At 45.6% G+C, this 25,041-nt stretch carries 23 protein-coding genes and 2 tRNA genes; 22 read left to right on the top strand and 3 right to left on the bottom strand.

The window, feature by feature from the left end; genetic code table 11:
* Positions 1 to 97 precede the first annotated feature (97 nt).
* The 9 genes from CELL2_RS00565 (at position 98) to pheT (ending at position 9,447) form a co-directional block, all read left to right on the top strand.
* On the top strand, positions 98 to 526 hold the full coding sequence (locus tag CELL2_RS00565; RefSeq protein WP_004080846.1) for a MarR family winged helix-turn-helix transcriptional regulator: 429 nt from the start codon (positions 98 to 100) through the stop codon (positions 524 to 526).
* Position 527: 1 nt separating this feature from the next.
* Entirely contained in the window at positions 528 to 2,552 is a 2,025-nt protein-coding gene (locus CELL2_RS00560; protein ID WP_038033968.1) for an RND family transporter, read from the top strand.
* A 43-nt stretch (positions 2,553 to 2,595) separates the two neighbouring features.
* Positions 2,596 to 2,682 (top strand) — tRNA-Leu (locus CELL2_RS00555).
* Positions 2,683 to 2,729: 47 nt separating this feature from the next.
* Entirely contained in the window at positions 2,730 to 3,461 is a 732-nt protein-coding gene (locus CELL2_RS00550; protein ID WP_011942811.1) for a WecB/TagA/CpsF family glycosyltransferase, read from the top strand.
* Between the two features lie 51 nt (positions 3,462 to 3,512).
* Positions 3,513 to 4,712 (top strand): uracil-xanthine permease family protein, encoded by a 1,200-nt coding sequence (locus CELL2_RS00545; protein WP_004080841.1) that lies wholly within the window; start codon positions 3,513 to 3,515, stop codon positions 4,710 to 4,712.
* Between the two features lie 38 nt (positions 4,713 to 4,750).
* Positions 4,751 to 5,938: an iron-containing alcohol dehydrogenase gene (locus CELL2_RS00540; RefSeq protein ID WP_012895827.1), complete on the top strand. Its 1,188-nt coding sequence runs from the start codon at positions 4,751 to 4,753 to the stop codon at positions 5,936 to 5,938.
* Positions 5,939 to 5,965: 27 nt separating this feature from the next.
* Positions 5,966 to 6,054, top strand: a tRNA-Ser gene (locus tag CELL2_RS00535).
* Positions 6,055 to 6,087: 33 nt separating this feature from the next.
* Positions 6,088 to 7,065, top strand: a complete 978-nt coding sequence (gene pheS, locus CELL2_RS00530) for a phenylalanine--tRNA ligase subunit alpha (protein WP_012895826.1) — start codon at positions 6,088 to 6,090, stop codon at positions 7,063 to 7,065.
* A 15-nt stretch (positions 7,066 to 7,080) separates the two neighbouring features.
* Entirely contained in the window at positions 7,081 to 9,447 is a 2,367-nt protein-coding gene (pheT, locus tag CELL2_RS00525; protein ID WP_038033971.1) for a phenylalanine--tRNA ligase subunit beta, read from the top strand.
* A gap of 17 nt (positions 9,448 to 9,464) precedes the next feature.
* Here pheT and CELL2_RS00520 read toward each other — a convergent pair whose 3' ends face one another.
* The 3 genes from CELL2_RS00520 to CELL2_RS00510 form a co-directional block, all read right to left on the bottom strand.
* Positions 9,465 to 10,037, bottom strand: coding sequence for a TetR/AcrR family transcriptional regulator (locus CELL2_RS00520; protein WP_012310325.1), 573 nt, complete (start codon positions 10,035 to 10,037; stop codon positions 9,465 to 9,467).
* A 15-nt stretch (positions 10,038 to 10,052) separates the two neighbouring features.
* Positions 10,053 to 11,501, bottom strand: a complete 1,449-nt coding sequence (locus CELL2_RS00515; RefSeq protein WP_012310324.1) for a radical SAM protein — start codon at positions 11,499 to 11,501, stop codon at positions 10,053 to 10,055.
* A gap of 80 nt (positions 11,502 to 11,581) precedes the next feature.
* Positions 11,582 to 12,553, bottom strand: a complete 972-nt coding sequence (locus CELL2_RS00510) for a radical SAM/SPASM domain-containing protein (protein WP_038033974.1) — start codon at positions 12,551 to 12,553, stop codon at positions 11,582 to 11,584.
* Between the two features lie 127 nt (positions 12,554 to 12,680).
* Here CELL2_RS00510 and CELL2_RS09200 point away from each other — a divergent pair, with 127 nt between their 5' ends.
* From CELL2_RS09200 to CELL2_RS00450, 13 genes are read left to right on the top strand one after another with little or no spacing between them, the layout of a single operon-like run.
* The gene (locus tag CELL2_RS09200; RefSeq protein WP_011942804.1) at positions 12,681 to 12,851 is read left to right on the top strand and encodes a hypothetical protein; all 171 of its coding nucleotides are present in this window, start codon (positions 12,681 to 12,683) and stop codon (positions 12,849 to 12,851) included.
* Positions 12,793 to 13,524, top strand: a complete 732-nt coding sequence (locus CELL2_RS00505; RefSeq protein ID WP_235231244.1) for an ATP-binding cassette domain-containing protein — start codon at positions 12,793 to 12,795, stop codon at positions 13,522 to 13,524. The genes CELL2_RS09200 and CELL2_RS00505 overlap by 59 nt, the downstream gene beginning before the upstream one ends.
* Positions 13,525 to 13,553: 29 nt before the next feature.
* Positions 13,554 to 14,513 (top strand): 1-phosphofructokinase family hexose kinase, encoded by a 960-nt coding sequence (locus tag CELL2_RS00500; protein WP_011942802.1) that lies wholly within the window; start codon positions 13,554 to 13,556, stop codon positions 14,511 to 14,513.
* Positions 14,514 to 14,966, top strand: coding sequence for an HPP family protein (locus tag CELL2_RS00495; RefSeq protein WP_011942801.1), 453 nt, complete (start codon positions 14,514 to 14,516; stop codon positions 14,964 to 14,966).
* Entirely contained in the window at positions 14,963 to 16,267 is a 1,305-nt protein-coding gene (gene mtaB, locus CELL2_RS00490; protein WP_038033976.1) for a tRNA (N(6)-L-threonylcarbamoyladenosine(37)-C(2))-methylthiotransferase MtaB, read from the top strand. The genes CELL2_RS00495 and mtaB overlap by 4 nt, the downstream gene beginning before the upstream one ends.
* A complete protein-coding gene (locus tag CELL2_RS00485) occupies positions 16,227 to 17,048 on the top strand; it encodes an aminotransferase class IV (RefSeq protein WP_012895820.1) in 822 nt (273 codons plus the stop codon). Before mtaB ends, CELL2_RS00485 begins: the two co-directional genes overlap by 41 nt.
* Complete coding sequence (locus tag CELL2_RS00480; RefSeq protein ID WP_012310320.1) at positions 17,045 to 17,350, top strand: DUF721 domain-containing protein; 306 nt, start codon at positions 17,045 to 17,047, stop codon at positions 17,348 to 17,350. The genes CELL2_RS00485 and CELL2_RS00480 overlap by 4 nt, the downstream gene beginning before the upstream one ends.
* A complete protein-coding gene (gyrB, locus tag CELL2_RS00475; RefSeq protein ID WP_038033979.1) occupies positions 17,331 to 19,241 on the top strand; it encodes a DNA topoisomerase (ATP-hydrolyzing) subunit B in 1,911 nt (636 codons plus the stop codon). The genes CELL2_RS00480 and gyrB overlap by 20 nt, the downstream gene beginning before the upstream one ends.
* A gap of 2 nt (positions 19,242 to 19,243) precedes the next feature.
* Positions 19,244 to 19,798, top strand: a complete 555-nt coding sequence (locus CELL2_RS09760; protein ID WP_004080804.1) for a DUF4894 domain-containing protein — start codon at positions 19,244 to 19,246, stop codon at positions 19,796 to 19,798.
* Position 19,799: 1 nt separating this feature from the next.
* Positions 19,800 to 21,050: a cell division protein FtsA gene (locus CELL2_RS00465; protein ID WP_038033981.1), complete on the top strand. Its 1,251-nt coding sequence runs from the start codon at positions 19,800 to 19,802 to the stop codon at positions 21,048 to 21,050.
* 16 nt (positions 21,051 to 21,066) lie between these two features.
* Positions 21,067 to 22,122 (top strand): cell division protein FtsZ, encoded by a 1,056-nt coding sequence (gene ftsZ / locus CELL2_RS00460; RefSeq protein ID WP_004080800.1) that lies wholly within the window; start codon positions 21,067 to 21,069, stop codon positions 22,120 to 22,122.
* The gene (locus CELL2_RS00455) at positions 22,122 to 23,822 is read left to right on the top strand and encodes a GspE/PulE family protein (protein WP_038033983.1); all 1,701 of its coding nucleotides are present in this window, start codon (positions 22,122 to 22,124) and stop codon (positions 23,820 to 23,822) included. The genes ftsZ and CELL2_RS00455 overlap by 1 nt, the downstream gene beginning before the upstream one ends.
* Positions 23,819 to 25,024: a COG1361 S-layer family protein gene (locus CELL2_RS00450; RefSeq protein ID WP_012895816.1), complete on the top strand. Its 1,206-nt coding sequence runs from the start codon at positions 23,819 to 23,821 to the stop codon at positions 25,022 to 25,024. Before CELL2_RS00455 ends, CELL2_RS00450 begins: the two co-directional genes overlap by 4 nt.
* The last annotated feature ends 17 nt before the right edge of the window (positions 25,025 to 25,041 follow it).

The raw sequence follows: 25,041 nt of genomic DNA, 5'->3' as shown, positions 1-25,041 counted from the left end.
ACGAGTCCTTTCCCTTTGTTGATTTTGGAAACGAACCATTTGGTAAAATAATTGAACTGTTCTATAATTGAACTGTCAAAAAATGGGAGGTGAAGACATGGATGCTCTGGAGATATTCAAAACACTCTTTTCGCTGGTGATGAGGTTTTCCAGTTATCTTCCATCGAACGAAGAGATCTCTGACATGAAAACAACGGAGCTCTACGCGTTCCTCTACGTGGCTCTCTTCGGCCCAAAAAAGATGAAAGAGATAGCGGAGTTTCTCTCCACAACGAAGAGCAACGTAACGAACGTGGTGGATTCTTTGGAGAAAAGAGGCCTGGTCGTCAGAGAGATGGACCCCGTTGATAGAAGGACGTACCGGGTGGTCTTGACCGAAAAGGGAAAGGAAATCTTCGGAGAGATTCTTTCGAACTTCGAAAGTCTTTTGAAAAGTGTTCTTGAGAAATTTTCCGAGGAAGACTTCAAAGTGGTGAGCGAAGGATTCAATCGAATGGTGGAAGCTCTGTCGAGGGAGGGAAGGTAGCATGAGAAGGTACCTTTTCACCACAACATACGTGGTGCTGGTTTTTCTTTCGTTTCTTGTTGTTTTCTCCCTTGGAAAGATAGAGACCGGCCCTGAGGTGTTCCTTCCAGGTTACAATGGAGATCCCGAAAAGACTACGAACGAAAACGTGAAAAACCTCTTTCGTGTAAACAAGGAGTTCGGCGGTAGTTCTTCGATTGTGATCGTTGTCGAAAGCGATAAGAACTTCTTCGAAGACGCAAGGACTCTGTACGAACTCCACAGAGCTCTGGAGGAAAGAGAAGACATCTCGAGTGTTATGAGTCCCGTGAACCTTCCAAAGCTTTCTGGTTTCAGAATGGACTATTACTTCAAAGATGAGAAGATTTCAAAAGACGTATTGAACGACCCGAATGCGAAGAGTTTCATCACAGAAGATGGGAAGTACGCGCTTCTGAACGTGATATTCAAAGAAGGTGTCAATGCAAGGGACAAAATACCCGAGATAAAAAGGCTCGTGTCCAGCTACTTCGAGAAAAATTACCTCTTTGGTGAACCGGTGATAGACAGCGCTCTTTTCAAAGAACTGGTGAAGCAGACTTTTGTTTATCCTGTCTTCATGTTTCTTGTGATTTTTCTTCTCTTCTATTATCAGTTGAGATCCTTCAGAGCAGCGCTCTTTTCTTTGATAGTTCCTGTGCTGTCCACGTTTTTCGTATTCGCTGTGTTTTTCGCTATGGGAAAGAGCCTCAACACCATGACCGTGATGACCATCACCTTCCTCCTCATCATCGGCTCTGCGTACGGGCTTCACTTCTACAACGCGCTGTTCAGGTTCAGTGATAAAAGAGAGGCGGTAAAGCACATCTTCAAACCCATACTCTTTTCGATGCTCACCACTGCAGCGGGATTCATGTCTTTCGTCTTCATCGATATAAGGGCGTTCAGAGAACTCGGAATTCTGGTTTCTTCCGGACTCGCTGTTGTGGTGCTTGTGATATTCACATCAGGTGTGGAGATCTTCAGAAACTACACTCCAAAGAGAACTCCAAGGAGCTTTGGAATGAAGTACGTGGGAAGAAAGATCGCTTTGATCGTCCTCGTTGTTTTCCTGGTGATGGCGGCTCTTTCACCGTTTCTGCTCAAAAGAGTACAGGTGGGTTCAGATATGGTGTCCTATTTTGAGAGGGATTCCGAACTCAGAAAGGCTTACGACCTCATCGTGAAAAAGTTCAACACGAGAGAGCCGATCTATCTGGTGCTGGAAAAAAATGTTCCGTTCGTTGGAACAGATTCCAAAATTTTGAAAGAGCTGATCGAAAAGATAGAAAAGAGCGAGTACGTCTCCAGTGTGGTGTTTCCTGTGGACATTCCCGTTCCGATAATGTACACGCTCTCCAGAACGAACCCGTTTCTCAAAACTTTCGTTGGAGACAGAAACAGGATAAGGTTGATCGTCAACCTCACTCCGGAAGGATACGAGCATGTGAAGAAAGTGGTAGATCTGATCAACGAAGTAGTCAGCGAAACGGGATGGTCACACTACGTGGCGGGATCCGTTCTGATCTGGAACGATATCAACGAAAGCATCATGAAATCACAGATACAGAGCATCGTTCTTGCGTCCATCCTGATCTTTGTTATGGTCTTCATCATATTCCGAAGACCGCTCACTACACTGAGTGTGATGATACCAATCGCTTTCACAACGGTGTTCAACTTCCTGTTCATGGCCCTCTTTGGCATCAGTCTGGATGTTTCCACGTCGATCACTTCCGGTATCCTCATGGGTCTTGTGATAGACTATTCCATTCACATTGCTTCAGAAGAGAGGAGACTGAGAGATCCGTACCTTGTGGTCAAGAACGTGGGACCATCTGTTCTCACAAACGCGCTGGGTTTGATCTCGGGATTCGCTGTTCTTCTCTTCTCTGAACTCGCACTCTTTAAAAACATATCTCTGCTTATGATGCTCGGAATAGGTGTTGGGGCCGTTTTCACGCTGATCGTTCAGCCGATGATACTGGAAAAGAAGAAAAACTCTTGACGCTCATGGAAGAAGATGTTAAACTATCTGAACGGAGAGGAGTGCCGAGGTGGCGGAACTGGCAGACGCGCATGACTCAGGATCATGTGGGGGTTTCCCCGTGCGGGTTCAAGTCCCGCCCTCGGCACCAGCAGAAAGCGGAGGTCTTCCCTCCGCTTTTTTTTGGAGGAAAACGGGGTGAAAGAGATCGAACTTTTCGGAACGAAAGTTCTATCGGGGACAAGGCGGGAATTCCTGAACGCGATCGAGGAGAGGATAGAGAAAGACATTAAAACCTTCGTTGTCACCATGAACGCTTCGATTCTTTTGAAAGCCATAGAAGATGCAGGATATAGAGCTATCGTGAACTCTGCGGACCTCGTTGTACCCGATGGTTTCGGTGTTGTCTGGGCTATGAAAACTCTCACAGGGGAGACGACTGAAAGGTTGCCTGGAATAGAGATCATGAAACACCTCTGTGAAAGATCGAAAGAAAAAGGCTGGAAGGTGTATCTTCTCGGAACGAAAAGGGAAATCGTTGAGAAGGCAAAACAAGTACTGGAGAGATCGGGTGTGAGAGTTGTGGGCTGTCACGACGGTTTCTTCTCCGAAAAAGAATCACCGAAAATCGTTGAAGATATAAACAGAAGTTCAACCGATCTTCTCTTTGTCGGGATGGGTGTTCCCCGTCAGGAGGAGTGGATATATAGGAACTTTCCACAGCTGAACGTGAAGCTCGCCATGGGTGTTGGAGGATCCATAGACGTCGTATCGGGCAAAAAGAAACGCGCACCGGAATGGGTTCAGAGGATGAACCTGGAGTGGCTTTACAGGTTTTTCCAGTCTCCTTTGAGTAAAAGAAAGGTACCGGTGCAGGTTTCAAAGTTCGTCTTTTTCGTTTTGAGAGAAAAATTGAAAAACAGAAACTGAAGGCTCTTTGATTCAAAGAGCCTTTATTTTTAAATGTCAGGAGGTGTTCCCATGGAGTTCGAAGGAGCGGTTACCAAGGTCAGTGGATGGAGATGGTTCCTGCTGGCACTTCAGCACTTCGTTGCCATGTTCGGTGCCACCGTTCTGGTCCCTCTCATCACGGGGCTCGATCCTCTTGTAGCGCTTCTCACCGCGGGAATCGGCACGCTCATCTTCCATTTTGTAACAGGCGGGATTGTACCAGTCTTTCTTGGGTCGAGCTTTGCCTTCATCGCTCCGATTCTGGCAGTGAAAGAGATCTATGGAGATCTCGCCTACGCGACGGGCGGAATATTCGTGGCGGGTCTGTTCTATGTTTTGTACGCTTTGATAGTGAAGGCAGTTGGTCCGGAAAAGGTGAAAAAGATTCTCCCTCCCGTTGTCACCGGAAGTATGATCATGGTGATAGGGCTCACGCTCAGCCCCGTTGCCATCCAGATGGCATCGAGTGATTGGCCGCTTGCCCTCATCGTCATAGCCACTGTCGTTTTCGTTTCAACCATGACGAGAGGCTTCTTCAGCATGGTCCCAGTGATCACAGGAGTCGTTGTTGGATACGTAGCAGGACTCTTCATGGGAAAGATCGATACCAGTGTGATAGTGAGCACACCTCTCTTCAGCGTACCAAAAGTAATGCTTCCGAAGTTCGACTACGGAGCGATATTCATGATCGTCCCGGTGACCCTCGCTACCTTCATGGAGCATCTTGGAGACATCACCACCAACGGGGCGGTTGTCGGTAAGAATTTCTTCGACAAGCCCGGTCTTCACAGAACACTCCTCGGTGATGGACTCGCAACGGCTGTGGCCGGTCTTCTTGGAGGTCCTGCGAACACCACTTACAGTGAAAACACGGGAGTGCTGGCCCTCACGAGGGTGTACGATCCTTCCGTTCTCAGAGGAGCAGCCCTTGTGGCCATATTCGCCGCCTTTGTGTCGAAGTTCGGGGCTATCCTCCAGACAATCCCTCAGGCGGTGATGGGAGGAGTGAGTCTCATCCTCTTCGGTATGATCACCTCCGTCGGTGTGAGAACCATGGTGAACGCAGAGGTGGATTTCTCTAAGCCAAGAAACCTCATGATCACCGCTTTGATGCTCACTGTTGGTATCGGTGGAGCTGTTTTGAAAGTAGGAAGGGTGGAGCTGAAAGGAATAGGGCTTGCCGCCCTCGTCGGTATCTTCCTGAATCTGATCCTTCCAGATAGAGATTGAGCCATCATGATACAATCGAAATGAGGAGGTGGTAATCGATGAAGAACTTCGTCTTCCACAATCCCACGAAGATCGTCTTTGGAAGAGGAACGATTCCAAAAATAGGAGAAGAGATAAAGAACGCGGGAATCAGAAAGATGCTGTTCCTATACGGTGGTGGATCGATAAAGAAAAATGGCGTTTATGATCAGGTTGTCGATTCACTGAAAAAGCACGGAATAGAGTGGGTAGAAGTATCTGGTGTCAAGCCGAATCCAGTCCTTTCCAAGGTCCACGAAGCCGTCGAGGTGGCGAAAAAAGAAAAGGTGGAGGCTGTTCTTGGTGTTGGTGGAGGAAGCGTTGTGGATTCTGCAAAAGCAGTAGCGGCTGGTGCCCTATACGAGGGCGACATATGGGATGCTTTTATCGGTAAATACCAGATCGAGAAAGCCCTTCCTATTTTCGATGTGCTAACAATTTCGGCTACGGGAACGGAGATGAACGGTAACGCTGTTATAACGAACGAGAAAACGAAGGAAAAATATGGAGTGAGTTCGAAGGCTCTCTATCCAAAAGTATCCATAATCGATCCTTCTGTTCAATTCACTCTTCCAAAAGAACAAACAGTTTATGGAGCGGTGGATGCGATCTCACACATCCTCGAGTACTATTTCGATGGGAGCAGTCCTGAGATCTCCAACGAAATAGCGGAAGGTACTATCAGAACGATCATGAAAATGACAGAAAGGTTGATAGAAAAACCGGATGACTACGAAGCAAGGGCAAATCTCGCGTGGTCTGCAACGATCGCTCTCAATGGAACGATGGCGGTTGGAAGAAGGGGCGGAGAGTGGGCTTGTCACAGGATCGAGCACTCCCTCAGCGCTCTCTACGACATCGCACACGGAGCAGGCCTCGCCATTGTGTTTCCAGCTTGGATGAAGTACGTGTACAGAAATAATCCTAAGCAGTTCGAAAGGTTCGCAAAAAGGATCTTTGGACTTGAAGGTGAAGGCGAGGAACTGATCCTGAAAGGGATAGAGGCTTTCAAAAACTGGCTGAAGAAGGTAGGAGCTCCTGTGTCCCTCAAAGATGCGGGAATCCCAGAAGAAGACATAGACAAGATCGTGGACAACGTCATGCTTCTTGTGGAAAAGAATCTGAAACCTAAAGGAGCGAGTTTGGGAAGAATAAAAGTGCTCGAGAGAGAAGACGTTTGTGAAATATTGAAATTAGCGGCGAAATGAAATAAAATATGAAAATGGTAAGGACGCGGAGGCGTGTCCGAACTGGCTAAGGAGCCGGTCTCGAAAACCGGTGGGCCGTGAGGCCCTTGTGGGTTCGAGTCCCACCGCCTCCGCCATTTTTTTGTATAACAGAACAGGGGGTACGAGAGATGGAGATAAAAGCCGTCGAAATGGAAGCCATCGAGAAATTATCGAAGATATCGAACGTTCAGGAGCTGGAAAGTTTCAGGATAGAGTTTCTCGGAAAGAAAGGCAAGATCACTGGCTTGATGAAAAACCTCAAAAATCTCCCACCTGAAGAAAGGCCTGCCTATGGTAAAAGAGTGAACGAACTCAGAGAGAAGATAGAAAAACTCTTCGAAGAAAAGAGACAGCAAATCCAAAGGATACTCGAACAGGAAAAGATGGAAAAAATGAGAATAGACGTCACAGTACCGGGGGCAAGGAGGAAACTTGGACATTCTCACCCTGTTCTGAAGGTTATGGAAGAGATAGAGAGAATCTTTGTATCGATGGGATTCGATGTGGTGGAAGGGCCGGAGATCGAAACAACCTGGCACAACTTCGACGCACTTAACACACCGGAATGGCATCCAGCCAGGGACGAACACGATTCTTTCTACATAACGGATGATCTCCTTCTCAGAACCCACACTTCTCCCGTCCAGATCAGAACGATGCTCGAGAGAAAACCTCCCATTGCGATCATATCACCCGGAAAAGTTTACAGAAGAGACTACGATGCAACGCACCTTCCCATGTTTCACCAGGTGGAAGGGTTGCACGTAGATAGAGATCTCAGCGTGGCTCATTTGAAATTCACCCTCGAAGAGTTCGCTCGAAGAATGTTCGGCGAGGGTGCGAAGGTGCGTTTGAGGCCGAGCTTTTTCCCGTTCACGGAACCGAGTTTTGAGGTGGATGTCTATCTTTCCGGGTACGGATGGTTGGAGATTCTGGGAGCGGGCATGGTCGATCCGAACGTCTTTTTGAACGTAGGATACGATCCGGAAGAATGGACGGGTTACGCTTTTGGAATGGGAGTGGAAAGAATCGCCATGCTGAAGTACGGCATAACAGACATAAGAGAGTTCGTCAGAAACGACGTGAGATTTCTCAGTAGCTACTGATGGGGGTGTGATGAGGTGAGAGTTCCCGAGTCTTGGCTCAGAGAATTCGTAGATCTCGACTGGGACATCGAGCAAATAGCGGAAAGACTCACTTTTTCTGGCACGAGTGTGGAGGATATTCTGAGACCTTTCAACGTTTCCGGAGAGATAATCACAGCGAGGGTGATAGAAAGGTTTGATCATCCCGCCTCAGAAAAGCTCATCGTGTGTAGAGTAGACACCGGGAAAAGGATCTACACGGTCGTCACAGCCGATAAAACCGTGAACGAAGGAGACTACGTCATACTGGCTCTCGAAGGAGCAACCCTGAACAATGGTTTCAAGATAGAGCCTCGTGAGTTCAAAGGGGTTATCTCGGAGGGTATGCTTTGCTCACTTGAAGAATTGGGACTTGAGGAAAAATCCGACAGAGTTTATCGTTTCCCTGAACCTGTGGAACTCGGTGTGAACGTGGTAGAGAAATATGGACTCAACGAAAGAGTCCTGGACATAGAGATAACTCCAAACAGGCCTGATTGTCTTTCGATTATTGGTGTTGCGAGGGAGCTTTCTGCCCTCAGCGGAAGGCCTTTGAAGAAGCCTCAACCCATTGTCTCTTTTGTGGATGAAGATGTTCAGTTCGATGTGAAGATAGAAGACGTGGAAGGTTGTCCCAGATACTCTGCTCGAATAATGAAAGGTGTCACCGTGAAAGATTCACCGCTCTGGATGAAGGCGAGACTCGTAGCGGCTGGAGTTCGTTCTCTGAACAACGTGGTCGATGCCACGAACTACGTGATGATCGAGCTGGGACATCCCGTTCACGCGTTCGACCTGAACAGGCTCAAAAACAAAAGAATCGTTGTGAAATCCGCAAAGGGTGGGGAAAGAGTCCTGTTGCTCGATGAAAAGGAGTACGAGCTGAAGGGCGGAGAGGTCTTGATAACGGACGGTGAGAACGTCCTCGCACTTGGCGGAATCATGGGAGGAATGGAATCTGGTGTGTACGATGACACCAGAGATCTGGTGCTGGAAGTGGCTTACTTCGATCCTGTGAGGATAAGAAAGGCAGCCAAAGCACTTGGAATCGACTCTGAGTCTTCTTACAGGTTCGAACGTGGTGTGGATCCAAACGATGTGGAGCTCGTATCTTTGAGACTCGCTGAATTGATTCAAAAGCTGGCCGGCGGTTATGTTCTCAGGAAATTCTGGGATGTTTATCCTCGAAAGATAGAGCCCAAAAAGGTGATGCTCAGAAAAGCCAGGATCGAAAAGATACTGGGAACGAAAGTAGAAAAGCCGGGCGATATTCTCAGACGACTTGAATTCCAGGTAGAGGACAGAGGAGACAGTTACGAAGTCCTTGTTCCCACCTTCAGGCCGGACGTTGAAAGGGAGATAGACCTAATAGAAGAGATAGGAAGGATTTACGGGTACGAGAAAGTCGAGTCGAAAGTGATAAGCGTTCCCGCGATAAACCGCGGTTGGAGCGAGAAACAGCTCTTCAGAAGGGAAATTTCTCAGTTCATGAAAGGAATGGGATTCGATGAAGTGGTGACCTTCTCCTTTGTGGACTCCCTGAAGGTTAAAAAGTGGCCTCTGGTGGACAGAGAACCCATAGCTCTCTCCAACCCAATCGCTTCAGATATGGACGTAATGAGGACGTCACAATTTTACAGCCTGATACAGGTGCTCGCTGAAAATTTCAAGAGGCAGAACAGAGATCTGAAGCTCTTCGAGATTGGAAAGGTTTACTTCAAGGAGAATGGAAACTTCAGGGAGATAGAGACACTCTCTGCCATGAGCTGTGGACTGGAAAATCCGGGAGACTACACCGATAAAAGAAGCGTGTCCTTCTACACGATCAAGGGAGTTCTCGATGAGCTCTTTTTCAGGCTCGGTGTGAACATCGAATACAGAGCCGCGGAGATACCTGGATTGTTTCCGACCAGATCCGCTCGTATCTACGTGGAAAACAGGGAGATCGGTTTCATTGGAATGGTCGATCCAAAGCTCCTCGATGAGTACGATGTGAAAGAGGATACCTACTTCTTCGAGATAGATATGGAACTTCTGAGAAAATACGCATCGAAGAGACCCGCTTACAGGCCCACACCGAGATTTCCCGCTGTGAGAAGAGATATCTCCTTCCTGCTCCCGAAAGGATTCGAGTCTGTGAAGATCATCGAACTTTTCAAAAAGAGCGGAGGAGATCTGGTGGAGGAAGTGGGAGTGTTCGACATCTATGAGGGTAAAGGGATCCCGGAAAATATGGTGAGTGTTACCTTCTATGTGGTGTTCAGACATTCAGAAAGAACCTTGACCGACGAAGAGGTGAACAAAATCTTCGAAGAGATGGTGCAGAAAGCAGAACGAGAGTTTGGAATAAAGAGAAGATTTTGAAATTAAAAGAAGAGGGGCTAACGCCCCTCTTCTGTTTTCACCTTGAGCAGTCCTCTGAGTATCATTTCCTGGATGTTTTGAAGCAGTCTCTTATCCTTTGGAACGTCTCCGAACGAGTTGACTATCAGTTCCGCAGCGGCTCGGGAGTCGAGATCTTTGTAAACGTAGTTTTGTTTCTTCCCTTCTTCTATGAGTTCTTCGACTCGCTTTATGAAGCTTTCATAACGTTCTCTGAGTTTCGACCATTTTTCTTCTTCGAATCTGACGGTCGATTTTTCTTTCTCGATGATTTCATTCAAAACGGTTTTATTCAGGACAAAATCAACGTAGGACTTCAGAAACTTCTTTATCTTCGCAAAGTAAGAATTCGTCTCTTCGGTGACGGCGAAAAGATGGCTCTCCAGCTCCTCGAGTGCTTCTCTCCAGACCTCTTCGAAGAGTTTGTCTTTGCTCGGAAAATAGTAGTAGATGAGGGCCTTCTTCACACCGGCCTCACGTGCGATTTCTTCCATACTTACTCCATCGTAGCCGTATTTTGAGAATGCCTTCCTCGCCGCTTCGAGGATTTTCCTTCTTGTTTCGGAGCTCAATTCGATCCCTCCACATCAGTCCCTGTAGCGTTTATCCACTGCGAGGAGTTTTTCTTTGTCTGCGTACCTCCTCATTCTCACTTCGTAGCTGTAAACTCCCCTGTTGGCTGGATAGATCTCGGAGTAACCTTCTTCGTACCAGAGTTTGTCAGCGTATTTCTTCCACTCGGCTGCGAGTTTGTCCAGCTCGGGCGCGAGATCTGTGATGACCCTTTCGGATCCCTCATGCTGTGGTTTTGCGTTGAAGGCTCTCACCATGGCTCTGAAGACTTTCGGGTTGTCAATTATCGGACACGGTCTGAAGAGATTGTCGCTGTAGGGGATCATCCTCTTGTAGGCTTCGAAGAACGGTGATCTCAAGATGTCGATGAGTTTTTTCTCGCGAATGCTGTCCACCGCGAACTGCTGGAAGACACAGGGTTCCACGTAACCCTTCGCGTTTATGTGGAGGTACTTGGCACCTGCTGCGAGACAGCCATTGGTGAGGAACCCGTGGTTCCAGAAGTCGGCAACGAAAGCGAATCTTCCGCTGAGTCTGAGCTGTTCGAGTTTGTGGAATCTTTCGTATCTCTGCTGTGGTGTGGGAACGAGGTCCATCGTTGGATTCATTCCCACGGGCATGAACTGGTAAACCCACACGTAAGAAACTCCCTGTTCTTCGAGGAAGTCCCAGAATTCATCTTTCATTATGGTATCGTGGTTCATTCGTGTTGCCGTCACAGAAGCTCCGAAGATCACACCATGTCTTCTGAGTCTTTCCCAGGCTTCGAGGACTCTCTTGAATATTCCCCTTCCTCTTCTCCAGTCTGTGTCGGTTTCAAATCCCTCAACAGATATGGAGACCGTCACATTTCCAAGTTCTGCGAGTTTCTTAGCGGTTTCTTCTTTTATCAGAGTTCCGTTGCTGTAAACGAGGAAGTAGCTGTCTTTGAACTCTTCGAATATGTCCATCAGGTGAGGCCAGAAGAAGGGTTCACCGCCGGTGATGATGAAGAAGTATATTCCCAGGTCGTTGGCTTGTTTCAATATGTCTCTGACTTCATCGTGAGAGAGTTCGTATTTTCTACCGTAAAGTCCCGCGTAGCACCCAACACAGTTCAGATTACAGGCGTATGTGGGGCTCAAAACGAGGAGTTTTGGGAGCACCGTTTTGTACTCGTGCATCTTTTCCTGCCTGATGGGTTCTCCGAGGGCGAACTCGTTGATGATCAGGTTGTTTATAACCCCTTCAACACATTTTGGACTTGCTTTTTTGAAAACGTTCACCCATGACATCACCATAGGATGTCTTTCTTTGGCGAGGTCAGCCAGTTTTCGAAGGCCACTCTTCGCGGGCTCCTTCGTGAACATGCTCAAAGTACCGAAGATCTTTCCAAGAGTTTCCACTTCAGCGTTTTTAACGAATGAACCGACGAGTTTTCCCGCCTGACGATAGATCATTCCTTTGATTCCACCTACTGCCATCCAACCACCTCCATATTTTTTACTTACCAGTCGGTAAAAATATTCTATGCACACGCGGTGACAATCGGGTTTCATTTAAGTTACTTTATGTTGTACCGCTCTTTGTTCAGGGAACAGATAGCCTCGTCTTTTTCGTGCCCTCTCAGTAAGTAGTAAGCCTTGCAGCCACCACCGCATTCGTTCAGGATAGGACACTGCTGGCAGGAAGCCGGAGAAGGAATGGGAGTGTATTCGTGCCAGATTTCCGAGAATTTCTTTTCTCTCACGTTCCCCATGTAGAATTCCTTTCTGTACCTGAAGTGCCCGCAGGGAACAACCGTGCCATCAACCAGAACCGACGCGTGTGTGATGCCGGCAGTGCATGGCCTTCCCAATATAGACTCTTCCACGTAGAATGTCAGACGGTCTTTGTAGTTTTCTATCACTCCAAGAACGTGTTTTATAGCTACTTTCCACTCCTCGGGATTCATATCCAGTTCTCTTGCGTGGATCAAACCCCTTCCGACCGGTATGAACCTATCCACATACAGAGCGTCAACTCCCAGTTCCAGTGAGAGTTTTACCATATCTTCGAACTTTCTCCAGTTTCTCCTGTTTATCACGTTCAAAATGGTGACCTGAAAACCTTCATCCACGAAGTTTTTGATGCCCTGAACAGCTCTTTCGAAGTTTCCGATTCCTCTCACAAAATCGTTGGTCTCGGGCTCTGGGCCTTCAAGAGAAACACCAACAAGCACGTCGGGATTGGCCTTTTTTATTTTCTGTACCATTTCCTTGGTGGCAAGCGATCCGTTGGTGTTGATCATGAGACGCTGTCCAACTTCTTTTCCAAAAGCGAGAATATCCAGTATTTGAGGATGAAGAATAGGTTCACCACCTATGATATCGAGAGCCCAGGTGCCCAGTTCTTTCATGTCAAGTATCAGTTCCTTTATTTCTTCGAAGCTCAACTCTTCAGGATGGGGCTTTCCAGCCTTGCAGTAGCAGTGTTTGCACCTGAAGTTACATCGCAGTGTCAGTTCGTATTCCACGATGAAAGGTGGATTTCGCATTCAATCACCTCCAGGATAGATTTTAACCCTGGAGACGTTTTATTACATTTTCTGGGTTCTAATTGTAATGATCCATACAAGTCCAATTAAAGGTTTGGGGTTAGAATCAAAAACGAGGTGATGCCTCTTGGAGAAAAAAGTATCCAGAAATCCCCGTGTTTTGTCGCAGATAGATCTGCTCAAATTGATGACCGATGGAGATGAAAGTGCTCTCAGGGAAATAAAGAGACGTTTGGGTCTTGACGAGAAGAGAGAAAGAGATAACGATGAAAAGCGAAAAGTTTCCGATAAGGTTTGAAAATTTTTCCATATCTGTGGATGGTAAAAGTGTACTTGAGAATATAACCGTTTCCTTTGTTGAAGGAATGAACGTCCTTTATGGCCCAAGAGGATCCGGAAAATCTTTTCTCCTCAGATCTATCGTCAAATTGAACGTTGAAATATTCAACGAGATTTCCAGAAGTGGTTCCGTCTATTTGTTCGATCAAAATGTGCAGGATCTTGACGACATCTATCTCAGGAAAAACGCTCTGTACCTTGATACCAGTTTCATCGATGCGATGAATCGCTACACATTCGATGAGTTTCTTAAGCTTGCCCTGAAAAGGAAAATTTCTCTGGAGGATTTTTCCGAGAAACTCGATGATCTTGGAATACTGAGGATGCTTATTCGCGGTCGAAAAACACCCCTTTCTGTGTTCTCTCCAGCCGAAAAGATTTCCCTCCTTCTTTTCATTCTCGAACAGAAAAAACCTCGTATCATTTTGATGGACTGTCTGCTGGATCACCTCGACGATGAAAACCTAGAGAAGATAATGGACATGTTCCTCAAGATGAAGGAAGAACGAACTTTTGTCATATCCACTCGTATCCTTCAAAGGTTTCTCTACATCGCCGATTTGTTGGTTATACTGAATAATGGTAAAATCAATTATGTTGGGAGTCCCAAGGATTTCGTTTTAAAAATGTGATTCCCCACTTCTGATTTCGAGGTGATTGTATGGTCCTGACGGTGACCCTCAATCCTGCTTTAGACAGGGAAATTTTCATAGAAGATTTTCAGGTGAACCGGCTGTACAGAATAAGAGATCTTTCTAAAACTCAAATGTCTCCGGGTGGGAAGGGTATAAACGTTTCTATAGCCCTTTCCAGACTGGGGGTGCCGTCAGTCGCCACCGGATTCGTGGGTGGGTACATGGGGAAGATTCTTGTGGAGGAATTGAGAAAAATTTCAAAGCTGATCACGACGAATTTTGTTTACGTGGAGGGAGAAACGAGAGAAAACATAGAGATAATCGACGAAAAGAATAAAACAATAACTGCTATAAATTTTCCCGGTCCAAATGTTACAGAGATGGATGTGGAACACTTTCTGAGAAGATACAAGATGACGCTTTCGAAAGTCGATTGCGTTGTCATATCGGGGAGTATTCCACCAGGAGTGAACGAAGAAATATGCAACGAATTGGTGAGGCTTGCACGTGAAAGGGGAATCTTTGTTTTTGTCGAACAGACTCCCAGATTGCTTGAGAGAATCTATGAAGGACCAGAGTATCCTAACGTTGTGAAACCGGATTTGAGAGGTAATCACGCTTCTTTTCTTGGTGTTGAATTGAAAACCTTTGATGATTATGTGAAGCTTGCCGAAAAACTCGCCGAAAAATCGCAGATCTCCGTGGTGTCTTACGAGGTGAAGAACGATATTGTTGCAACAAGAGAAGGAGTCTGGCTTATAAAATCCAAAGAAGAAATAGACACATCACATCTTCTGGGTGCGGGGGACGCGTACGTGGCTGGTATGGTCTATTACTTCATCAAGCACGGAGCCAACTTCCTCGAAATGGCAAAGTTTGGTTTTGCCTCCGCACTGGCTGCCACTCGAAGAAAAGAGAAGTACATGCCCGACCTCGAGGTTATAAAGAAGGAGTACGATCACTTCACCGTAGAGAGGGTGAAGTAAATGAAAGTAAAGGATGCCGTCATCTATGATATTTCCGCTGTTTTTGAAGATGAGACGGTTGAAACAGTGATAAAGCTTCTTTCCAGACAGAACCTCTCAGGAGTTCCTGTTGTCGACCATGATATGAGAGTAGTGGGTTTTGTCAGCGAGAGCGATCTCATAAAGGCCCTTGTGCCCAGTTATTTCTCGCTTTTGAGATCCGCTTCTTTCATTCCAGATACCAACCAGCTGATAAGAAACGTAGTCAAAATAAAAGACAGACCCGTGTCTGATTTTATGAACAAGCCTCCTGTCGTTGTGAAAGAAGACGATCCACTCATCGTAGCAGCGGATTATCTCATAAGACACGGCTTTAAATCGCTTCCTGTTGTCGATGAAGCCATGCAGCTCGTTGGCATAGTGAGAAGAATAGACATTCTGAGGGTAGTTTCGGAGGGAAAGCTGGAAATATGAAAACTGTCAGGATAGAGACTTTCGGCTGTAAGGTGAATCAGTACGAAAGTGAATACATGGCTGAACAGTTAGAAAAAGCCGGGTACGTGGTTTTACCCGACGGGGATGTTTCTTACTATATAGTGAACTCGTGTGCCGTTACCAAGGAAGTTGAGAAGAAAGTGAAGAGATTGATAAAGAGCATCAGAAACAGGAACAGGAACGCAAAAATCATCCTCACCGGTTGTTTTGCCCAGCTTTCTCCGGATGAGGCAAGGAATCTTTCGGTGGACATGGTTCTGGGAATCGATGAGAAAAAACACATAGTGGATCATATTAACTCTCTGAACGGAAAACAACAGGTTATTGTATCTGAACCCGGCCGGCCCGTTTACGAGAAAGTAAAGGGGAGTTTTGAAGACAGAACCCGTTCTTACATAAAGGTTGAAGACGGGTGTGACAACACCTGTACCTACTGTGCTATCAGGTTGGCCCGTGGCAGTAAGATCAGAAGTAAACCGCTCGAAATATTCAAAGATGAATTTGTCGAAATGGTGGCAAAGGGTTACAAAGAGATCGTAATAACCGGTGTCAACCTTGGAAAATATGGAAAGGACATGGGTTCTTCTCTTGCTGAACTTCTGAAGGTCATCGAGAAAGTTCCTGGGGATTATCGAGTGCGTCTCAGCTCCATAAATGTGGAAGATGTGAACGACGAAATTGTGGAGGCTTTCAAGAGAAATCCCAGATTGTGTCCGCATCTTCACATTTCAGTTCAGAGCGGATCCGATGATGTGTTGAAAAGAATGGGAAGAAAATACAAAATCTCTGATTTCATGCGTGTTGTTGACAAATTGAGAAGTATCGATCCAGATTTTTCAATAACAACGGACATAATCGTTGGTTTTCCAGGAGAAACGGACGACGATTTCCAGAAAACTCTTGATCTGGTTGAAAAAGTGGGGTTCAGTAGAGTGCATATCTTCAGATTTTCACCGCGCCCCGGAACTCCAGCGAGCAGAATGGAAGGCGGTGTTCCCGAATCGAAGAAGAAAGAGCGTCTGGATGTTTTAAAAGAGAAAGCGAAAGATGTTTCTATCAGGTACAGGAAGAGAATCATTGGGAAAGAAAGGAAAGTACTTGCTGAGTGGTACGTTATGAAGGGTATCCTTTCTGGTTATGACGAATATTACGTGAAGCATGAGTTTGTGGGAGATCGAGTGGGGGAATTCCATAATGTAAGGGTGAAATCCCTTTCGGAAGAGGGAGTGGTTTCCTGTCGTGCTGATATGGTGGAGGGGAAAATTCCAGTGCGCGGATGAAATTTCACTGGATTTCTCTCTGTTTGAAAAGTCGCTTCAGGGGGCAGTGTATGAAACTCTGAGAACTTACAATGGAATCCCGTTTGCAGCTTACAAACATTACTCCAGATTGAAGAGATCCGTTGATTTCTTTAAAATCCCCTTTTCTTTGAGTTTTGATGAGTTTTCAAAAGTGCTGAAGACTGGTGCTCAAGAATTCAAACAGGAAGTCAGAATCAAGGTCTATCTTTTTCCTGATTCCGGGGAGATCTTTTTTGTGTTCTCACCCTTCAATGTGCCGGATGTGGAGTCAGGAGTTGATGTGAAAATATCGAGCGTTCGAAGAATACCTGATCTCTCCACTCCACCAACTCTCAAAATAACTGGACGCACCGACATAGTGCTTGCAAGAAGGGAAATAGTGGACTGCTACGATGTGATTCTGCTCGGTTTGAACGGGCAGGTCTGTGAGGGAAGTTTCAGCAATGTGTTTTTGGTGAAAGAAGGCAAATTGATTACACCATCGCTTGACAGCGGTATTCTGGACGGCATCACGCGGGAGAATGTGATAAAACTTGCAAAAAGTCTTGAAATACCTGTTGAAGAAAGAGTGGTTTGGGTTTGGGAGCTGTTCGAATCGGATGAAATGTTTCTCACACACACAAGCGTTGGAGTGGTTCCTGTTAGAAGGTTGAACGAGCACTTATTCTTTGAGGAAGAACCAGGACCTGTGACAGCGACTTTGATGGAAAACTTTGAGCCTTTTGTCTTAAATCTGGAGGAAAACTGGGTGGGAATATGATCCTTTTCAGACAGCTGTTCGAAGAGCTTTCCACCAAACAACCTCTTTTTTTTGAACTGAAGATAAAGATGCTCCTTTCTGAATGGGACAAGATAGTTGGACCTGTGATAGCGAGGCACACGAAGGTGGAAAAAGTGGAGAACGGGACAGTTTACATTGTTTGCGATGATTCGCTGTGGATGACGGAACTCACCATGCAGAAAGATCGCTTGCTCAAAATTCTGAATGAAAGATCGGGCAAAGAACTGTTCAGAGATATAAAGTTCAGGAGGGGAAAAGTAGATGGAAAAGTACTCCGCTGAAAGTATAAAGGTTTTAAAAGGACTGGAACCTGTCCGAATGCGACCCGGAATGTACATAGGATCCACGGGCAAACGTGGATTGCATCACCTCGTGTACGAAGTGGTTGACAACAGTGTTGATGAGGCACTCGCTGGATACTGCGACTGGATACGTGTGACTCTCCATGAAGATGGAAGTGTGGAAGTCGAGGACAACGGAAGGGGAATCCCCGTTGATACGCACCCCGAGGAAGGAAGAAGCGCTCTGGAAGTGGTTTTCACGGTTCTTCATGCGGGAGGAAAGTTTTCCAAGGACTCTTACAAGATAAGCGGTGGCCTGCACGGTGTTGGTGTATCGGTGGTGAACGCTCTTTCGGAGTGGCTGGAAGTGCGGGTACATCGTGACGGGAAGATCTACAGACAAAGATACGAAAGGGGTAAACCGGTCACACCTGTGGAAGTGATAGGAGAAACCGATAAGCACGGCACGATCGTTCGATTCAAGCCCGATCCTCTCATATTCTCAGAAACGGAATTCGATCCTGACGTACTGGAACACAGGTTGAGAGAGATAGCTTTCCTGGTACCGGGGCTCAAAATAGAGTTCGAAGACAGAATAAATGGAGAGAAGAAAACCTTCAAATTCGACGGAGGCATAGTGGAGTATGTGAAGTATCTGAACCGGGGAAAGAAGGTTTTTCATGATGTGATATATATGAAAAGAACCGAAAAAGTGCAAACGAAAAACGGAGAAGATGAAGTGATAGTGGAAATTGCCTTTCAGTACACTGATTCGTATTCTGAAGATATCGTGTCTTTTGCAAACACCATAAAAACTGTCGATGGTGGAACTCATGTTACAGCCTTTAAGAGCACCCTCACAAGACTCATGAACGAGTATGGGAAAAAACATAATTTTCTCAAGAAAGACGATTCCTTCCAGGGTGAGGATGTTAGAGAAGGCCTCACGGCGGTTATCAGTGTTTACGTGAAGAACCCCGAATTCGAAGGGCAAACAAAGTCAAAACTCGGCAACGAAGAAGTCAAGGAAGCGGTAACCAAGGCTATGAGAGAAGAGCTGAAAAAAATATTCGACGCGAATCCCGAGCTCGTGAAAACAATTCTTTCAAAGATCATGAGCACCAAACAGGCAAGAGAAGCGGCAAAGAGAGCTCGAGAGATGGTGAGAAGGAAAAACGTTCTTCAAAACACAACACTTCCCGGAAAACTGGCGGATTGCAGTTCCACACATAGAGAGAAAACGGAGCTTTTCATCGTGGAAGGTGACTCTGCCGGGGGATCGGCAAAACAGGCCAGAGACAGAGAATTTCAGGCTGTTCTTCCCATAAGAGGAAAGATTTTGAACGTGGAAAAGTCATCTCTCGACAAATTGCTGAAAAACGAGCAGATCAGTGACATAATAGTAGCGGTGGGAACAGGCATAGGAGATGATTTCGATGAGGGTAAACTCAGATACGGCAGGATCATCATCATGACCGATGCCGATATAGATGGTGCACACATAAGAACTCTCCTTCTGACACTCTTCTACAGATACATGAGACCCCTCATCGAACAGGGAAGGGTATACATAGCGCTTCCACCTCTGTACAGAATAAAAGCTGGAAAAGAAGAATTCTACGTTTACAGTGATCTTGAACTGATGGAATACAAAGAAAAACTCCAGGGAAAGAGAATCGAAATTCAGAGATACAAGGGACTCGGAGAGATGAATCCTGAGCAGCTCTGGGAAACAACGATGAATCCAGAAACGAGAAAAATCATAAGGGTAACTATAGAAGATGCCGAAGAAGCGGATAGACTCTTTGAAATTCTCATGGGTAACGATCCATCCAGTAGAAGGGAGTTCATAGAAAGGCACGCTCTGAAAGTGAAAGAACTGGATATCTAGTCATGAGATCCCTGAGAGTTCTTCTCATCACAATGATTGTTCTTTACATTCTGTTCTTTGTGAATTCTTTTTTTCAAAGTCGTAGAGAACACGTGAGGGTTCCAGAAAAAGTGTATTCATATTTGATAGAAAATTTTAACATTTCTCCAAAAAGTATTATAATAGATTCGAAAAAGGCTATAGGGATAGTTTTCTATGAAGGGAATTATTATTTGTGCGCTGAAGATGGGAGTTTGGTAGCTTCGTTATCGAAAAAGGACCTATTCAAATTCTACCCAGTGTTTCTGGAAGTTAATCTTGAAGGGCTACGACTTTCAAAGAGCGACAGGGAAATTCTGGAGATGTTGATTCCGATTCTGAAAAGTTCTGTAGTGTCCGCTGTTTTTTTTGAGTCAAAGGAAGTTGTTCTGCTGAAGGGATCCAGAATCATGTTTGAAGAATGGAAAGATCTCGTTGAAAATTTTCAAGTGATAATGGAGCAATCTGAGAAAATGAAAGCGAAGGAAAGGTATTTCCTGACGGATGATGGAAGATTGATGTGGATAAGGGGTGATTGACTTGTCAAAAACTGTCTTTTATACCTCGATTGATATAGGTTCACGATATATAAAAGGACTCGTTCTCGGAAAACGTGATCAAGAATGGGAAGCACTGGCCTTTTCAAGTGTGAAATCGAGAGGATTGGATGAAGGTGAAATAAAAGACGCCATCGCTTTCAAAGAATCTGTGAACACACTGCTTAAAGAACTCGAAGAACAGCTGCAAAAGTCTCTGAGAAGTGATTTTGTCATTTCTTTCAGCAGCGTGAGTTTTGAAAGAGAAGACACCGTGATCGAAAGGGACTTCGGTGAAGAGAAACGATCTATCACCCTGGACATCTTGAGTGAGATGCAATCGGAAGCTCTTGAGAAATTGAAAGAGAACGGGAAAACTCCTCTTCACATATTTTCGAAAAGATATCTCCTGGACGACGAAAGGATCGTTTTCAATCCTCTCGATATGAAGGCTTCGAAGATAGCCATCGAGTACACATCCATTGTTGTGCCTTTGAAAGTTTATGAGATGTTCTACAATTTCTTGCAGGATACTGTTAAAATCCCGTTTCAGTTGAAGTCTTCTCTCGTTTCGACTGCCGAGGGAGTTCTTACCACGCCTGAGAAAGACCGAGGTGTGGTGGTTGTGAATCTGGGATACAATTTCACCGGGTTGATAGCGTACAAGAACGGTGTTCCCATAAAGATATCCTACGTCCCTGTGGGGATGAAGCACGTTATAAAAGATGTTTCTGCAGTTCTCGACACCTCCTTCGAAGAAGCGGAAAGACTCATTATAACTCATGGAAGTGCCGTTTATAACGATCTGAAAGAGGACGAAGTACAGTACAGAGGACTCGACGGAAACACCATAAAGACGACCACTGCGAAGAAACTTTCCGTCATTATACACGCACGCCTCAGAGAGATAATGAGCAAATCCAAGAAATTCTTCAGGGAAGTTGAAGCGAAGATAGTAGAAGAAGGGGAAATAGGGATACCTGGTGGTGTGGTTCTCACCGGGGGAGGGGCCAAGATTCCAAGAATAAACGAACTGGCCACGGAGGTGTTTAAATCTCCGGTGAGAACGGGTTGTTACGCGAATTCCGACAGACCATCCATCATCAATGCGGATGAAGTTGCCAATGACCCTTCCTTCGCTGCTGCGTTTGGAAATGTTTTCGCCGTTTCGGAAAATCCCTACGAGGAAACCCCGGTGAGAAACGAAAACCCATTGAGGAAAATCTTCAGACTCTTCAAAGAATTGATGGAGTGAGCGGGAGGTTAAAAATATGGGATTTGACCTTGATGTTGAGAAGAAAAAGGAAAATAGAAACATCCCTCAGGCGAACAATTTGAAGATAAAAGTCATAGGTGTAGGCGGTGCCGGAAACAATGCCATAAACAGAATGATAGAAATAGGAATACACGGTGTTGAATTTGTCGCGGTGAACACCGATCTTCAGGTACTGGAGGCTTCTAACGCTGACGTGAAGATTCAGATCGGTGAGAACATCACACGAGGCCTTGGTGCAGGGGGACGTCCCGAGATAGGAGAACAAGCTGCTCTTGAGAGCGAGGAAAAAATCAGAGAAGTGCTCCAGGATACCCACATGGTCTTCATAACTGCAGGGTTCGGAGGAGGGACGGGAACAGGTGCTTCCCCTGTCATAGCAAAGATAGCCAAAGAAATGGGAATCCTGACTGTAGCCATAGTGACGACTCCCTTCTATTTCGAAGGCCCGGAGAGACTCAAAAAAGCGATAGAGGGGCTCAAAAAACTTCGAAAACATGTGGATACCCTCATAAAGATATCCAACAACAAACTCATGGAAGAACTCCCGAGGGATGTCAAGATAAAGGATGCTTTTCTGAAGGCTGACGAGACTCTTCACCAGGGAGTGAAAGGAATTTCGGAACTGATAACGAAGAGGGGTTACATAAATCTCGACTTTGCAGACATAGAGTCGGTAATGAAGGACGCCGGTGCTGCGATCCTTGGCATAGGTGTTGGAAAGGGAGAACACAGAGCGAGAGAAGCTGCTAAGAAGGCTATGGAAAGCAAGTTGATAGAGCATCCTGTAGAAAATGCGAGTTCGATTGTGTTCAATATAACTGCTCCCAGCAATATAAGAATGGAGGAAGTGCACGAAGCAGCTATGATCATAAGGCAGAACAGCAGTGAGGACGCGGACGTCAAATTCGGTCTCATCTTCGATGATGAAGTACCCGATGACGAAATACGTGTGATCTTCATAGCTACAAGATTCCCAGATGAAGACAAGATTCTATTCCCGGAAGGTGACATACCGGCCATTTACAGATACGGTCTGGAGGGGCTTCTTTAATGCTGAGAAGATACAGAAAATTGGGTGAAATTCTTCTGGAAAAAGGATTCATAACCAGAGAAGAGTTGGATAAGGCTCTTGAAATTCAAAAAGAGGAAAGGAAACCGCTCGGAGAAGTTCTAATTGAGACAGGGTATATCACGGAGGATCAGCTGCTGGAGGCTTTGAGTGAACAATACGGAGTCCCAATCCTGAAGGAACTACCAAAAAACATACCACTCAACGTGGTGGGTTCTATTCCAAAGAACATCATCGAATCTCTGCACGTCATTCCTGTAGAAAAGAAGGAAGACGGAACTCTCGTGGTGGTGACGGATAACGGAACGAACATTCCAAGGATCAAACAGGAGATACGTTTTCTCACGGGGAAGAATCCGGAGATTTATCTGGTGACGAGCAGAGATTTTTCTGTTTTGTATCAAACGTATGTTCTTGGTGTTCCTCTCGAACTTTTCGAGGAGCCTTACGTTGCTATAGAAGAAACACCAGAACAGGTTGAGGAAGAAGAGGAAGAAGAAAGGGAAGTAGAAGAAGCTCCCATTGTACGGCTTGTCAACAATATCATAAACCGCGCCATAGAGATGGGGGCGAGTGATATTCATATAGAACCGATGAAGAGAACCGTGAGGGTGAGGTTCAGAATAGATGGTATTTTGAGAAAAGTTCTTGAGTATCAAAAGCCACAGCACAACTCAGTTGTGGCACGAATTAAAATTATGAGTGGTCTCGATGTGTCGGAAAGGAGGCTTCCGCAGGACGGGAAGTTTTACACAATAAAAAGCGGTGAGCAGTACGATTTTCGCGTGTCAACCATGCCTTCCACTTTCGGAGAAAAAGTCGTGATGAGAATACTGAAGGTGTCCGATGCAAACAAACGCCTCGAGGAACTTGGATACAGTGAATACAATCTGAAACGAATTCTATCACTGTTAGAAAAACCCTACGGTATCATCCTGGTCACCGGACCAACGGGAAGCGGAAAATCCACCACACTTGTCGCTATGATAAATTATTTGAAGAGTGAAAGTGTAAACATAGTAACAGCGGAAGACCCTGTGGAATACACCATCGAAGGGGTTACCCAATGTCGGGTTTTCCCAGAAATAGGTCTCACGTTTGCACGGTACTTGAGAGCTTTCCTCAGGCAGGACCCTGACATCATCATGGTGGGTGAGATCAGAGACAGAGAAACCGCACAGCTTGCGGTGGAAGCTTCCCTCACGGGACACTTAGTTCTGAGTACACTTCACACCAACACCGCTGCTGGTGCTGTTTCAAGGCTCATAGAAATGGGAATAGATCCTCACCTTCTCGGAGCCTCCCTTATCGGAATCATAGGTCAGAGGCTGGTGAGAAAGCTCTGTGATGAGTGTAAAATGCCTGGAGAGGTTCGAGATGAACAGGTAAAATCTTATTTCGAACAATTCTTTGGAAAGGTACCAGATCAGATTTACTATCCTTCAGAAGAAGGATGTCCTGCCTGCAAGGGGATGAGATACAGAGGGAGAATGGCTATAGGGGAAGTTTTGATTGTGGATGAAGAGTTGAGAGAATTGATCTCTTCCAAAGCAAGTGAAACAGAGATTGCAAAGCTCGCAGTGAAAAAAGGTATGCGCACCATGTTCCAGGATGCCCTCGAAAAGGTTCTTCTTGGGCAGACGAGCATCGAAGAGGTTTTCAGGGTGACCACACCGCTATGAAGTACTTTTCTAAAAGCCCTGAAGAATGGCAGAAGAGAGACGAAGAAAAGGAAAAAGAGTTCAGAAACAGAAAAAATAGAATTCGCCGCAGGGCGAATTTTATTCTTGTCGTGAATCTTGTAATAGTGGTTTTCCTGGTGTTTTTCACGAAAGCGTTTTTTTCCAACAAACCGGAAGGTGTGATTGGACCCTTCCAGCTGGTGATAGAAACAAAAGAGTCCTACCTTCCAAACGATCCCCTCGATGTGCGTGTAAAAGTGTTCAACAGAGAGAAGAAAAAAGAAAATCTTGTGCTGGAAGATTTCGTATTTTCCATCAAAAGGGAGAATGACACGGTGTACGAGTTTCACTTTCCACAGCGTGTGGAAAAAGAGATGGAAGCTTTCGAAAGCGTCCTGGTTTTTGATCTTTTGAGGGAGGAAGAGCTGTCAAATTTGCCTGGAGGGAATTACACGATCACAGTCTCTGTCAAGTTGAACGGCCAGAGGGTGGTTATCAGTAAGGTCGTTTCGGTGATTGAAAAGTGGCAAGTCGAAGTTGAAGACCTGAAAGATTTTTATTTCCCTTACGAAGATGTGCATTTTTCTGTCTATCTGGAAAATATAAGCTCAAAGAGTCGGAAAATTCGTGTGGAGTCGATCGGCCTTATTATCCTTAAAGGGAATGAGGCTGTCTTTGAAAGAGATATTCCTATAGAAAAAGACTTCGTGATAAATCCGATGATGGTCGAACAGATCCACGAAGTGAGTTTTTCCGCCCCGAAAGAATCGGGAGATTACATCATCAAATTGAAATTGAAGACAGAAAGCAGTCTGATAGAAAAATCAATTCCCCTTTTCGTCACGCGAGAGTATCAAAAAGATTTGAAGGGACTCTCCCTTATCATCGAAGGGAAGAAGTTTGTAGCATCCGGTGAAAGATACGATTTCTCTGTGAAGCTTTTGAACGAAGAAAAGAAACGAAAGTACATAGTTTTGAAAAACATCATGATCGTTTTGACGCACAAGGAACCGGTGTTCTCGTATGCTTATTCTGAAGAATACAGGATGACGATCGAAGGATATTCCTCAAGAGAAATTTTTAAGACGACCAGTTACGATATCATAAAACTCGAGGATCCCGGGACTTACAAACTCATCGTTGTGATAGAAAGTGAAGAAGACAGGTTGATGAAGGAGATGGAGATAGTCGTTTCAGAGTGAGGTGGGACCATACCACA

It is taken from the genome of Thermotoga sp. Cell2, from assembly GCF_000789375.1.
GTDB classification, from domain to species: domain Bacteria; phylum Thermotogota; class Thermotogae; order Thermotogales; family Thermotogaceae; genus Thermotoga; species Thermotoga petrophila.
This window is presented reverse-complemented; position numbering and strand designations above follow the sequence as displayed.